Source organism: Citromicrobium sp. JLT1363 (assembly GCF_000186705.1).
GTDB lineage: Bacteria > Pseudomonadota > Alphaproteobacteria > Sphingomonadales > Sphingomonadaceae > Alteriqipengyuania.
The window spans coordinates 277,432-290,122 of the sequence record NZ_AEUE01000008.1 but is presented as its reverse complement, the minus strand read 5'-3'; the positions used below and the strand labels follow the sequence as shown (position 1 = coordinate 290,122).

General features: G+C 66.2%; 11 protein-coding genes and 1 other RNA gene. 6 read left to right on the top strand and 6 right to left on the bottom strand.

Features of this window, described 5'->3' with window-relative positions; all coding sequences use genetic code 11:
* From ADAD_RS0113980 to ADAD_RS0113970, 3 genes are all read left to right on the top strand, one after another.
* Nucleotides 1–725: class I tRNA ligase family protein (locus ADAD_RS0113980; protein ID WP_237700833.1), on the top strand; the 725-nt coding region annotated here is incomplete at its 5' end.
* Nucleotides 726–790: 65 nt separating this feature from the next.
* Nucleotides 791–1,606, top strand: coding sequence for a zinc-dependent peptidase (locus ADAD_RS0113975; RefSeq protein WP_010415005.1), 816 nt, complete (start codon nucleotides 791–793; stop codon nucleotides 1,604–1,606).
* Between the two features lie 186 nt (nucleotides 1,607–1,792).
* Nucleotides 1,793–2,527 (top strand): 7-carboxy-7-deazaguanine synthase QueE, encoded by a 735-nt coding sequence (locus ADAD_RS0113970; RefSeq protein ID WP_010415002.1) that lies wholly within the window; start codon nucleotides 1,793–1,795, stop codon nucleotides 2,525–2,527.
* 15 nt (nucleotides 2,528–2,542) lie between these two features.
* On the opposite strand, the gene ADAD_RS0113965 is transcribed toward ADAD_RS0113970, so the two are convergent.
* The 5 genes from ADAD_RS0113965 to ADAD_RS0113945 form a co-directional block, all read right to left on the bottom strand.
* On the bottom strand, nucleotides 2,543–4,225 hold the full coding sequence (locus ADAD_RS0113965; protein ID WP_010415000.1) for an ATP-binding protein: 1,683 nt from the start codon (nucleotides 4,223–4,225) through the stop codon (nucleotides 2,543–2,545).
* Nucleotides 4,226–4,343: 118 nt separating this feature from the next.
* The gene (locus tag ADAD_RS0113960) at nucleotides 4,344–5,114 is read right to left on the bottom strand and encodes a TIGR02186 family protein (RefSeq protein WP_010414998.1); all 771 of its coding nucleotides are present in this window, start codon (nucleotides 5,112–5,114) and stop codon (nucleotides 4,344–4,346) included.
* Complete coding sequence (locus tag ADAD_RS0113955; RefSeq protein ID WP_010414997.1) at nucleotides 5,111–6,025, bottom strand: sulfite exporter TauE/SafE family protein; 915 nt, start codon at nucleotides 6,023–6,025, stop codon at nucleotides 5,111–5,113. Before ADAD_RS0113955 ends, ADAD_RS0113960 begins: the two co-directional genes overlap by 4 nt.
* Nucleotides 6,026–6,089: 64 nt before the next feature.
* On the bottom strand, nucleotides 6,090–7,310 hold the full coding sequence (locus ADAD_RS16445) for a hypothetical protein (protein WP_010414996.1): 1,221 nt from the start codon (nucleotides 7,308–7,310) through the stop codon (nucleotides 6,090–6,092).
* Nucleotides 7,307–8,704 (bottom strand): glycosyl transferase family protein, encoded by a 1,398-nt coding sequence (locus ADAD_RS0113945; protein WP_010414994.1) that lies wholly within the window; start codon nucleotides 8,702–8,704, stop codon nucleotides 7,307–7,309. Before ADAD_RS0113945 ends, ADAD_RS16445 begins: the two co-directional genes overlap by 4 nt.
* Nucleotides 8,705–8,791: 87 nt before the next feature.
* Here ADAD_RS0113945 and nhaA point away from each other — a divergent pair, with 87 nt between their 5' ends.
* The 3 genes from nhaA to ADAD_RS0113930 all read left to right on the top strand — a co-directional run bounded on the left by nhaA (nucleotide 8,792) and on the right by ADAD_RS0113930 (nucleotide 12,290).
* Nucleotides 8,792–10,021, top strand: a complete 1,230-nt coding sequence (gene nhaA / locus ADAD_RS0113940) for a Na+/H+ antiporter NhaA (RefSeq protein WP_010414992.1) — start codon at nucleotides 8,792–8,794, stop codon at nucleotides 10,019–10,021.
* Between the two features lie 100 nt (nucleotides 10,022–10,121).
* Nucleotides 10,122–10,937 carry a metallophosphoesterase family protein gene (locus ADAD_RS0113935; RefSeq protein WP_010414990.1) on the top strand — a complete coding sequence of 272 codons (816 nt, stop codon included), beginning with the start codon at nucleotides 10,122–10,124 and terminating at the stop codon, nucleotides 10,935–10,937.
* Nucleotides 10,938–10,967: 30 nt separating this feature from the next.
* Nucleotides 10,968–12,290 (top strand): UDP-glucose dehydrogenase family protein, encoded by a 1,323-nt coding sequence (locus tag ADAD_RS0113930; RefSeq protein WP_010414988.1) that lies wholly within the window; start codon nucleotides 10,968–10,970, stop codon nucleotides 12,288–12,290.
* 14 nt (nucleotides 12,291–12,304) lie between these two features.
* Here the strand turns inward: ADAD_RS0113930 and rnpB are convergent.
* Nucleotides 12,305–12,688: RNase P RNA component class A (gene rnpB, locus ADAD_RS16450), an RNA gene on the bottom strand.
* Nucleotides 12,689–12,691 lie beyond the last annotated feature (3 nt).

Below are 12,691 nucleotides of genomic sequence, written 5' to 3'. Positions count from 1 at the left end.
ATGGCGAAGCATCGCCTGGCCGCCCCCTCCCCCCGACCCCCTCCCCTGAAGGAGAGGGGGAGTGGAGCCCAGCCGCCGAAACCCGCGCCGTGGCAGGCTGGGCGATCGACCAGATCCTGGTCATGCTGCACCCCTTCATGCCCTTCGTCACCGAAGAACTGTGGCACGCGCAGGCGCAGTTCCAGGGCGGAGAGCGTCCATACGAGCTGATGCTCGCCGCATGGCCCGATCCGCAGGCCGAGGTGGACGCGGATGCCGTCGCGGCGATCGACTGGGTCATCGCGCTCACCACCGCGACCCGCGCGGCCAAGAACGAGCTGGGCATTGCGCCCGGCGCGAAGCTGGAAGCGTGGCTGCCCGCCCCCTCCCCCCTCGCAGCTCGCGTGGTGGACCGCAGCGCTGCGGCCATCGAACGGCTTGCCCGTCTGACCCCGCTTCATCTGGGCGAGGATGCCCCGGCAGGCCCGGTGATGCAGATCGCTGCGGGCGAGGATGCGGTCATCATCCCGCTGGAAGGCATCGTCGATGTCGACGCGGAAAAGGCTCGCCTGACCAAGGCGATGGAGGCCAGCCAGAAGGAGTTCGGTTCACTCGACAAGCGGCTGTCCAATCCCGCTTTCGTCGAGAAGGCCAAGCCCGAAGCCGTCGAGAAAGCGAAGGCGGATGCCGCGTTCCACGCCGGCGAGATCGACCGGCTGCGCCACGCGCTCGCAAGGCTGGGGTAGGTTCGCATCGCGCGGCGGGGGGAGCCCTCCTACCAAAGCCGTAACCGCGATCCTACTTCAGCGGCATGACGCCCTGGATCATTCTCGGCCTTGCGCTGCTCGGTGCCGCTTTCGTGTTTTACCGGGGCCACGCGAAACGGCGGAAGCGCGAGCAACTGCTGGCGTCGCCGCTGACAGCGGAGCAACGCGCGACGGTCGAACGGCTGGTGCCACTCGTCCGTCGCCTGCCCGAACCCACGCGTCGCGCGCTGGAGGGGAAGATCAACCTCTTCCTCGACCAGATCACCTTCCGCGGCCAGAACGGGCTCGAAGTCAGCGAGGACATGGAGCTGTCCATCGCGGCGCAGGCCTGTCTGCTGGTCGTCAACAGCCCGGTCTGGTACGACACTCTCCGGAACGTGCTGATCTACCCGTCGGCCTTCCTCACGAACCGCAACACGCATGACGGCCAGTTCATCCATGAGAACAGCCACGCCACGCTGGGCGAAAGCTGGGCGCGGGGCCCCGTCATCCTGTCATGGGACCATGCGCTGCATGGCGGCCTGGACGCCGAAGACGGGCACAATGTCGTGATCCACGAATTCGCGCACCAGCTCGATGGCCTCTCGGGCCACACGAACGGCATCCCGATCCTGCGCAAGGGGCAGGCCTATGCGGGCTGGGAAAGGGCCATGCTCGACGCGTTCGCGGATCAGGTGCAGCGCGTCGAAAACGGGGAACGCACGCTGATCGACCCCTATGGCGCCTCCAGCCATCAGGAGTTCTTCGCAGAAGCCATCGTCACCTTCTTCGAGCGGCCTCGCGCGATGCGCGACCAGATGCCGGCGCTGTATGACCAACTGGGTAAGCTGCTGGCGCTGGACCCCGCCCAGTGGCACTGACCCTGCGTTCAAGCGGCAAGTTTGCTCGACAGGCGATGACCGGTTTTCCTACTGCCCCGATTTCTGCGAAGACCAGCCGATGACCGCGCATTTCTCCAACTTCGGCACCCGCGTCCCGCGCCCCCGTGACGGAGCCGGGTTTTTCGCCCCTGGACACTGTGTCAGGTGTGTCAGCGGAGCCCGGGCATGACTCTCGTCCTCGCCACCGACGACACCGGCGGGCCGGAGATTTTCGCCTCCGTGCAGGGCGAAGGGCCCAGCGCGGGCGAGCCGACCGCCTTCATGCGCCTGTCGCGCTGCAACCTCGCCTGCGTGTGGTGCGATACGGCCTATACGTGGCACTTTTCCGGGGACGAGCGCCCGCACCGCTCGGGCGAGACATTCGACCGCAAGGCCAATCAGGTGACGCTGGAAGTCGAGGATGTGGCCGACCGGATTCTGGCGCTGGAACAGCGGCGGCTGGTCGTCACCGGGGGAGAGCCGATGCTGCAGGCGCCCGCGCTGGCTCGGCTGCTCGCCGCGCTGCCCGATCTAACGGTGGAGATAGAGACCAACGGCACTGCCTTCCCTCCACCCAAGCTCGATGTGTGGGTGGACCAGTTCAATATCAGTCCGAAACTGGCGCATTCGGGCAATGCGCGTGAACTGGCGATCATACCGAAGGTGCTGCGCACCTACGTCAGCGACGGGCGCGCCTTCTTCAAGTTCGTGGTCGCCGAACCTGCCGATGTGGATGAGGTACGCGAGCTTGTCCGCGCCCATGCCCTGCCGCGCGGGCGCGTGTTCCTGATGGCGGAGGGCACCGATTCAGGGACGTTGCGCAAACGGCAGGAATGGCTGGTGCCGCTCTGCCTCGAACACGGGTTCAGACTGTCCGACCGGCTGCATATCCACCTGTTCGGCGACACCCGGGGAACATGAGCTTTCGGTACAGACCTACGAGTGGCTGCGCCAGCGCTGGACGATCCGCTGCAGCGCCTCTTCCTCGCCCCCGGTCTCGCGCCACAACGCGCTGAAGCTCGGGTCTTCGGATGCAGGGCGCTTGGCTTCCTCCAGCGTATCGAAGGTGACGCGCATGGGCACGGCGGCGCCTTCTCCGCAGATGATGCATTCGCGGTTGCGCAGCGCGGGGATCGAATCGAGGAAGCCGCGTGCCCCTTCGGGCATGGCGGCCCTCACGAAGGCCTGGTCGCGCTCGTTGTTGAGCCGCATGGAGATGATCGTGCCGCACTGCGACAGCACCCCCTCGGCAAGGTCCGACGGGCGCTGGGTCACGAGGCCCAGGGCCACGCCGTACTTGCGGCCTTCCTTGGCGATGCGGCTGAGCACCTTGCCGACAGCAGAGGCATCGAAGTGCTTCTCGCTCGGCACGTATCGGTGCGCTTCCTCGCAGACCAGCAGGATCGGCCGGGTGCGCTCCTCGCGCGCCCAGCTGGCGTAGTCGAACACCAGGCGGCTGAGCACCGCGACGACCGTGGTTGTGATGTCTGAGGGCACGCCGGACACGTCGATGATGGAGATCGGTTTGCCATCGGTGGGCAGGCGCAGGATGCGGGCCAGAAACTCGCCCATGGTGTCGCCCACCAGCATGCCGGAGAACAGGAACTGGTAGCGCGGATCGGACTTCACCTCGTCCAGCTTGGTCTTGATCCGCATGTAGGGCGCGCTGCCCGTCGCCTTGTCGAGATCGCCCATCTCGCGGTTGAGCGCCGCCGACAGGTCGGACAGGAGATAGGGCACGGGAGAATCCACCGTGATCTTGCCGAGCCCTTCCGCCATTCGGTTCTTCGATCGCGCCTCCAGCAGGCACTTGGCGAGGATATCGGCGTCCACCTGCCGGTCGTCCCCCCGACTGGTGAGAAGGATTTCGCAATGCTCCTCGAAGTTCATCAGCCAGTACGGCATCTTGAGGTTGCCGACATCCAGGATCGCGCCGTTGGTCCGGAACGCACTGGCATATTCGCCGTGCGGGTCGATCATGATGACGTGGCCCTGCGGCGAAGCTTCGCAGATGCGGTGGAGCATCAGGGCGGTGGTGGTGGACTTGCCCGTGCCGGTCGAGCCGAGCAGCGCGAAGTGCTTGCCCAGCAGCTGGTCGATATAGAGCCCCGCGCGGATATCGCGGGTCGGGAAGACCGTGCCGACCTCGATGAAGGCGCGCCCGTCGCCCGCGTAGACATGCCGCAGATCGTTGGTGCTGGCGGCAAAGACCATGCCACCGGGTACGGGATAGCGCGTAACGCCGCGGCGAAACCCGCGAACGCGGCCTGTCAGCTTCTCCTCCGTCCCTTCGCCGAGGAAATCGACCTCCGCGATGATCCCGCCCGTGCCGCGGCGATCCTGCCGCTGCGTGCGCACATTGCCGAGCAGCCAGTCGTCGCCTGCGCGGATCTTGACCGGGCTGCCGACCTGCCCGGCAATGGCAAGCGCCGGATCTGCGTCTCCTGCGCATTGGTTGAGCCGTTCGCTGTCGAGCGCGATGGTCGCGCCCGCACCCGCCACGTCGAGCACGACGCCGATGGGCCGGGTGCCATTGGGTGCCTGGCCCGGCGCTTCCGCCTCTTCCGCGTCGGCCGGTTCGCCCGTCGCGCGAAAATCGTGACCTGCAATGTCCGTCATGCTTGAAAACAACGCCCCTCGTGTAGGCTCCCTGCATGCGAAAGCCGGCGGCGTTGATATGCGAATGAGGGTTAAGTTCGCGTCAATGCGGGGAAAATCGCCCAGCCGGCCGACACCGTCAGGAGCGATTGAAGATACGCCCGGCCATCCAGCCCATCAGCAGCGAAAGGAAGATCGCGACGAGCCCGTAGAGAAGCGGCTGGCGATCCGCAAAGACCTCGACGAACCGTTCGAAACCGACCTTGCGGACCGATACCTCGGCCACGGCGGAAGCCATCACGCGGCCGTCGCGCACGGCGAACGTCTCTGCGGTGTAGGCGCCGGTCTGCACGTTGGACGGCAGCCCGATACGCGCCTGGTAGAGCACGCCTTCGCGCACGGTCACGCCATCCTCTATCGTGCGATAGAGCCCCTGCCGCTCCCGCAGGTCGACCAGACCGGCACGCATGCGCGCCTGTTCTTCGAGATCGATCGAACCCGACGGGCTGAGCTGGATGAACTCGGTCCCGAATTCGAAGATCGCTGCGGTACGCGCATCCACGATCTGGTCGATCGGGCGGCTGGAGGCGACCGCGAAATAGCTGGGGGCAGAGCGGAAGGCGGTGCTCTCCGCATTCATCCAGATCCCGCCGATCTGGCGCTTCTCGCGCAGCTGGATGGGCTGCGCCGGGCCCTTGAGGACCACGATGACATCGAAGCCCTCGTCCCCGCCGACCGGATCGATCACCGCACCGAACAGCAACAGCTCGGTACCGGTAAAGCCCTGGCGGACCTGGACTTCCTTCTGTGACACCTCGGGCACGAGAACCGGATCGCCTCCGGTCTGAGCGGGCAGTGCCAGCAGGCACAGCAGCGCAAACGCGGCGCGAAGGGGCCGCGCGCCGATCACAGGTTGACCACCGAATAGACCTCGTCGGGCTGGATGCTCAGGCCGAACAGCATGCGCAGCGCCACCAGAAGGACGATCGTGGCCAGCGCAAGGCGCAGCCAGTCGGGCTTCAGCTTCAGCGCAATGCGCGTGCCGAACTGGGCACCCAGCACGGAGCCCACCAGCAGCAGGCCCGCCAGCACGAGGTCCACCGCCTTGGTCGTCAGCGCATGGGTCATCGTGGTCGCCATGGTCACGAACAGGATGTTGAACAGCGATGTGCCGACGACGACCTTGCCGCTCATCCCCAGGATATAGAGCATCGCGGGCACCAGCATGAAGCCGCCGCCCACCCCCATCAGCATGGTCAGGATGCCGACGCCCGTGCCCAGGATCAGCGGCGCGAGCGGCGAGATGTAGAGGCCCGAGGCGTAGAACCGCCAACGATAGGGCAGACCGGCGACCAGCGGATGGTGGCGCCGTTTTGCGGCACGCTTGAGGCCCTTGGACTGGCGGATATTGAGCGCGGACAGCGCCTCTCGCATCATCAGCGATCCGATCGAACCGAGCATAAAGACATACAGGATGCTGATGACGACATCGATCTGGCCGATCGCCTGGAAGAAGCGGAACAGCAGGGCCCCGATCAGCGCGCCGAATATCCCGCCGACCACCAGCACGCCGCCCATCCGGTAATCGACGCCGCCACGGCGGTTATGCGCGAGCACGCCCGAAACGCTGGCCCCCGTCACCTGCGTAGCGGCGGAGGCGGCGGCGACGGTGGGCGGAATGCCGTAGAAGATCAGCAGCGGCGTGGTGAGAAACCCGCCGCCGACGCCGAACAGTCCCGACAAGATGCCCGTCAGCGCGCCGAGCGCGACGATCACCAGTCCGTTGACGGACAGGTTGGCTATGGGGAGGTAGACATCCATGGGCGGCCAGAGCCGTAATCCTTTCGGCCCCGCGAATAAAGCGCGCTTAGACCAGATATGAACCCTAGAATGAAGCGGCCAGCGTTAGCGCAGGCCCGTCGCCGGGATTGGCGTCTCCCGCAATGCGGAAACGGTAGCCGACCGAGGCGCGCAGCGTCGCCTTTCCGGTCGCCACGGTGGCGCTTGCCGTCGGCCCGACATCCAGCCGCGAGACATCGCGCTGGGCGCCGCCCCATACGCCCGCGCCGAGCGTCACGTTTCCGGCGTCCGAGCGCAGCACGGGCGCTTCGAGGCTGGCCTTGCCGTCGACGAAGCCGGTTTCGAAATCGCCTCCGACATAGCCTGCCTGCACGTAGGCGTCGGCTTCCAGCCCGCCTGCAAGCTCTTTGCGCGGAAATCCGGTCACCACGAAGACGGCAGGGCGCAGTTCAGTCCGGTCGCCCGCGACGCCAGGCCGGTCGGTCAGCCGGGCTTCGCCATGGATCGTCAGGGGAGGGTCTTGCACAAGCGCGATGCTGGCTCCCGCAGCGATCTCGGTTTCGCCGCCGCGCACCAGTGCCTTGCTGGCCCTGGCGTAGGCCTTTGGCTGAAGAGCGCTACCCGGTGCCAGCGCATAGCGCACAACCGCGCCAGCCTGATCCTGCCCGTAGCTTGCCGGACCGGTACCGGCGAGACGGCCTGGGCCCGACCCTTCGCGGATCAGCAGCCATGCGTCCACGGCCCAGCGATCCGGCTTGCGTGCCGGCTTCACCGGTCCTGTACCCGGCGGCGTCTGCAATGCCAGACCAATGGCCTGCCAGCCGAGCGCCGCAGGACGCTGCCCGCGGCCCGGCCTGCCCTTCCTGTCCCTCGCCAGCCTGCCTTCCGGCATGGCGCCATAGGTAGGCAGGGAGGACAGCGCGGCTGCAAAAAGCAGCTGGTGACTGGCATATTGCCGCAGGCGCGCGAGCTGCATTCCGGCCGGATAGGCGTATGCCGCCCCACTGGTCGGGAAGCCGCCTGCCCGCGCCCCGACGATGTGCGGCCGACGCATGGCGAGAGCCATCGCGGGTAGCTCCAGACGCTGCGGGCGAAGCGGGCCGGCGCCCATTTTCGCCCTCGCCTGCGCGCCATCGCGGGTTCGGTACGAGGTTTCGCCAGTGGCCTGGGCCTGTGCGAAGAGCGCGTCGGCTGCAGGCAGCGGAAAAGGCGGTTCCCACACGCTCGCACGGATCGCGATCCACCCCGACAGGAGGGCCAGCACCGCAATCAGCGGACGACCGCCGGGGCGCACGCGGGCGGTCACGCGACCGCCCGCTGGCCGATGGAGGGATGGCCGTGATGGTCCGTCTTCTCCCAGCGCACCCTCCCCCCGTGGAGACTGGCGACATATTGCGAGACCGCACGGCGACCGGCCATGATGGCGATGATGTTGCTCAAGGGGATGCGCAGGATCGCCCGGATGCCCTCTGCCATGCCGTATTCGCGTGCCGTGAAGGCGCAGCGCCATGCCGCTCGCCACGCAAGGCTGAACGCATTGGCTATCAACAGGGTCTCGGTGAGCGGCGTGAGGGGCACCGGCCTCGCCAGGCCAAGCTGCTGCAGCACGATCAGCGCTCCGCTTATCATCAGCAGGAGGTAGGCGGTGAACAGCACCAGCGCCGCCAGGGGCCCGCGCCGGTCGCGCAGCCGCATCCACCCGTCGAGCAGATTGCCGGTCCAGCCCAGCCGGTCCCAACCCTGCAGTGCGATGCCGCACACCCAGCGGGACTTCTGGCGGATCGCCGATTCCAGACGGTGGGGGAAATAGGCACGGGTGGCCACCAGGGCGCCATCGTCACCGCGAACGCGCAGAAAGGCGGTCTTGCCCCCGGCCTCCGCCACCTTGAGGCCAAGCTCGTAATCTTCGGTCAGGCTTGCCGCATCGAACGGCCCCTGGCCCATGGACTGCGCGTCCAGCTTGGCCAGCCGCCCGCGTGCGATGGCACAGCCCACACCGGCCGACGGGAAGCCGGTTCCCAGCCAGTCGCGCACGACCATCGCCTTCGCATGGGATTCCGCGAACTCGTCGAGGTAATGCCCCGCGACCCAGCGCGAACGCGTCTGCGGCATGGGGACGACGGGCAGCTGCATCAGTTCGGCACGCGCCAGGCCTGCGTCGAACAGCGGCAGCGCCGCCGGATCGACCATGTCTTCGGCATCGTGGATCACGACCATGCGAAAGGAGATGCCCTCTCGCTGCTCGTCCTCCTCGATCGCGCGGTAGAGCCGGTTCATGCAGTCCGCCTTGGTGGTCGGCCCGTGATCGGCATGGATCACGATCCGCGCCCGCGCATGCCCGCTGGCGGCCCGCGACGCGGCGGCGATGGTGGCGGGATCGTTGGCGTAACAGCCGACGTAGAGCCGCAAGCCCTGCTGCGGCCAGGCAGCAAGCAGGTGGCGCATCGTGGCCCCGATGACATCGTCCTCACGCCAGGCCGCGACGATTACCGCCACCGGCCCGGCGAGCTCTCTGCCCTCCACCTCGCCTCTCGGGATCGAGGCGGTTCGCAGGCGACCACGCACCCGACCCAGCGCATAGAGCCCGTCTATCGCCAGCTCGTCGAGCGTGCCGAGAATGAAAAACAGGCTCGCAAACAAGAGCAGTTCGTGCTGGATGAGCGCCAGCCAATCGACCGGCGAAAGTGCCGCCACGTCCATATCGCCCAAGTCCCCCTTGCCGTGTTTGCAGTTTATCCAACGCATCCGGGCCTTGCAACGCGGGAAGGTTTCAGAAAAAGGGTTGCCATGCTTGAACCGATCCGCAGTCCCCTCCGCCGCGCCATCGCACCCGTGCGCGCGCTGTTCGTCAGCGATGCGTCGGCTGGCGTTCTCCTTATACTGGTAGCGGCGGCCGCGCTGGTCGTGGCGAACTCGCCGCTGGCCGAAGACTACGACGCCCTGTTCAACGACTATTTGTGGCCGAAGGAAACCTTCTACCTCAATACGTTGCACCTGTGGATCAACGACGGGCTGATGGTCCTGTTCTTCTTCGTGGTAGGCCTCGAAGTGAAGCGCGAACTGATCGCGGGCCAGCTCTCCAGCGCGGACAAGCGGACCCTGCCGATCATGGCAGCGGTCGCCGGGATGGCAGTCCCTGCACTGATCTACGTCGCCATCGCGGGCGGCGATACGCAGCTGATCCGCGGCTGGGCGATTCCCGCCGCGACCGATATTGCCTTTGCCATGGGTGTGCTGGGCATCCTGGGAAGCCGCGTGCCCTCCTCGCTGCGCCTGTTTCTGCTGACCGTCGCGATTGTCGACGATATCGGCGCGGTGCTGGTGATCGCAGTCTTCTACACCGCACATCTCGACGTGATGTGGCTCGCCATCGCCACGGGCATCTTCGCCCTGATGGTCGGCATGAACCGCTTTGGCGTAAAGCAGTTCTGGCCCTTCGTGCTGGTGGCCATCGCATTGTGGTTCGCCGTGCTGTTCTCGGGCGTGCATGCAACCATTGCAGGCGTGCTCGCCGCGCTGACGATCCCGATGCGCAAGGGTGACGGGCACTCCATGCTCGAAAAGGCAGAGCATGGCCTCGCACCGTGGAGCGCCTATCTCGTCGTGCCGATCTTCGGTTTCGCCAACGCCGGCGTGAACGTGCTCGACATGACCACCGAACAATTGTTCGCTCCGCTGCCCTTCGCCATTGCGACCGGCCTGTTCCTGGGCAAGCAGCTCGGCATCTTCACCATCGTGGCCCTGGCAGTGAAGCTGGGCATCGCGAAGAAGCCGGACCGCGCAAACTGGATGGAAATCTGGGGCGTCACGATCCTGACCGGGATCGGCTTCACCATGTCACTGTTCATCAGCGAACTCGCCTTTGCCGGCAATCGCCTGTTCGTCGAAGAGGCGAAGATCGGCATCCTGCTGGGCTCGATCCTGTCCGCGATTATCGGGTATGTGGTGCTGCGGCTCACCACCACGCATCCCGAAGACTCGGAAAAGTACGACGAAGCGCGGCAGGCCACGCCCTGACCGCCCCGCTTGCGGTCCTGCACGGTTGCCCTTATCTGGCGCCGTGCAGGTGCGGACGGGAGTCGTCTGATCCGCACCGATCCGCTTCCGACAGCTGCAGATGCTCAAGCCCCTTCGCAACCTTTTCCGCAACGCGCCCGAAGGCCCGCGCCCCTCGACCCCTGCGGGCACGCGCTTTTACGCGATCGGCGACATTCACGGGTGCGACCGCCTGTTCGATGCCCTGATCGATGCGATCGAGGCGGACGATGCACAGGCCGGACCGGCCGATACCACAGCCATCCTGCTGGGCGACCTGGTAGACCGGGGCCCGGGCAGCGCGCAGGTAATCGCGAAGGCCCGCGAATGGGGCACCCGCCGCAAGGTGCGCTATCTGGCCGGCAACCACGAGGAGATGTTTCTCGACAGCTTCGAGGATCGAAACGTGCTCAGGCACTTCCTCAAGCACGGGGGGCGGGAGACAATTCTCAGCTACCCGATCGCCAAGTCGGAATACAGCAAGCTGGAGCTCGACGAACTGCAGGAACGGCTGCACAGCCTTGTTCCCGAAGAGGATCGCGAGTTTCTGCGCAGCTTCGAAGAGATCATCGTAGCGGGCGATTATGCCTTCGCCCATGCCGGGATCGAACCGACGCGCGCGCTCCACGATCAGGCGAGGCAGGATCTTCTATGGATCCGCGAACGCTTCCTGGGCCACGACGCACCGTTCGAGAAGGTGATCGTTCACGGCCACACCATCTTCGAAGAGGTGGATCAGCGGGCCAACCGGATCGGCATCGATACCGGCGCTTTTCGCTACGGGCGCTTGACGGCGCTGGTGCTGGAGGGTGAGACCCGGCGCTACATTCAGGCGTGCGACCGATCCGGCAAGGATGGCGGCGCTATCGAAATCGAGAAATGGGCCGAAGTCGCGTAGGCGTCGACGCCCGGTGAAAGGGAACTTGGCATGAAAATCGCAATGGTCGGCTCGGGCTATGTCGGCCTCGTTTCCGGTGCCTGCTTCGCCGATTTCGGCCATGACGTGGTGTGCATCGACAAGGATGCATCCAAGGTCGAGCGGCTGCGCGAGGGGATCATGCCGATCTACGAGCCCGGCCTCGATGCGCTGGTGGAAACCAATGCGCGCGCCGGGCGCCTGTCCTTCACGACCGATCTGGCGGAGGGCATCAGGGATGCAGGGGCCATCTTTATCGCGGTCGGCACGCCCAGCCGCCGGGGCGATGGCCACGCCGACCTCTCCTTCGTCCATGCCGTGGCCCGCGAAATCGGCGAATCGCTGTCCAACGACGCGGTGGTCGTAACCAAGTCGACCGTGCCCGTTGGCACCGGCGACGAAGTGGAGCGGATTCTGGTCGAAAGCCCGGCCGTCAAGGAGCGCGGGCTGAAGGTGGCCGTCGTCTCGAACCCCGAATTCCTGCGCGAAGGCGCGGCCATCGGCGATTTCAAGCGGCCCGACCGGATCGTGATCGGGGCCGAGGACGATTTCGGGCGCGAGGTGATGCGCGAAGTCTATCGCCCGCTGTTCCTCAACGAATCGCCGATCCTGTTTGTCGGTCGGCGTACCAGCGAGCTGATCAAGTACGCCGCCAATGCCTTCCTTGCGACCAAGATCACCTTCATCAACGAGATCGCGGACCTGTGCGAGAAGGTCGGCGCGAACGTGCAGGATGTCGCGCGCGGGATCGGGATGGACAACCGGATCGGCTCCAAGTTCCTGCACGCCGGCCCCGGCTATGGAGGGTCGTGCTTCCCCAAGGATACGCTCGCGCTGCTCAAGACCGCCGAGGATTACGACAGCCCGACCCGGATCGTCGAGGCCGTGGTCAAGGTGAACGACAGCCGCAAGCGCGCGATGGGCCGCAAGGTTGTCGATGCGCTGGGCGGGCACGATGCCGCGCGCGGCAAGCGGGTCGCCATGCTGGGGCTCACCTTCAAGCCCAATACCGACGACATGCGCGATTCGCCCGCCATCGCGGTGGCGCAGACGCTGGCCGATGCTGGCGTGGAGATCGCGGCCTTCGATCCCGAAGGCATGGAGATCGCCGCACCGCTGATGCCCGAGGTCGAGATGAAAGACGATCCCTATGCGGCCATCGAAGGCGCCGACGCGGTCGTGATCGTGACCGAGTGGGACGTGTTCCGCGCACTCGACCTCGGCCGTGTCAAGCAGCTCGCCAAGGCGCCCGTGCTGGTGGACCTGCGCAACATCTACAAGCCCGACGACATGCGTGAGGCGGGTTTCCGGTACACCAGCGTGGGCCGCGAATAGGCGGCCGCAATCAAGGTGCCAGGAGGCCTGTAAGCCGGGTTCTGTTCCCCCCTTGCGGAGGGTGGCAGCCATTCATCTAGACCGCCTGTTGCCAGACGGTTCCAGCAGCCAACCCGGACCTCCTCGGAAGCGAAGCGCTCCTGCCGTTTCCGGCGCGGGGTCCCTATTCGGCCTTGCTCCGGGTGGGGTTTGCCATGGCGGGACCTGTCACCAGGCCCCCGGTGCGCTTTTACCGCACCCTTTCACCCTTGCCTGTGAGGTTTAGCCTCCATCGGCGGTATACTCTCTGTGGCACTGTCCCTCGGGTTGCCCCGGGCGGGCGTTACCCGCCACCCTTGCTTCGTGGAGCCCGGACTTTCCTCGCGTATTTGCATACCCGCGGCTGCCCGGCCTCCTGGCAC

Coding starts and splice junctions, on each gene's coding strand:
- ADAD_RS0113975 (WP_010415005.1), top strand. CDS start 791: ATGACGCCCTGGATCATTCTCGGCCTTGCGCTGCTCGGTGCCGCTTTC.
- nhaA (WP_010414992.1), top strand. CDS start 8,792: ATGCTTGAACCGATCCGCAGTCCCCTCCGCCGCGCCATCGCACCCGTG.
- ADAD_RS0113935 (WP_010414990.1), top strand. CDS start 10,122: ATGCTCAAGCCCCTTCGCAACCTTTTCCGCAACGCGCCCGAAGGCCCG.
- ADAD_RS0113970 (WP_010415002.1), top strand. CDS start 1,793: ATGACTCTCGTCCTCGCCACCGACGACACCGGCGGGCCGGAGATTTTC.
- ADAD_RS0113945 (WP_010414994.1), bottom strand. CDS start 8,704: ATGGACGTGGCGGCACTTTCGCCGGTCGATTGGCTGGCGCTCATCCAG.
- ADAD_RS0113965 (WP_010415000.1), bottom strand. CDS start 4,225: ATGACGGACATTGCAGGTCACGATTTTCGCGCGACGGGCGAACCGGCC.
- ADAD_RS0113955 (WP_010414997.1), bottom strand. CDS start 6,025: ATGGATGTCTACCTCCCCATAGCCAACCTGTCCGTCAACGGACTGGTG.
- ADAD_RS0113930 (WP_010414988.1), top strand. CDS start 10,968: ATGAAAATCGCAATGGTCGGCTCGGGCTATGTCGGCCTCGTTTCCGGT.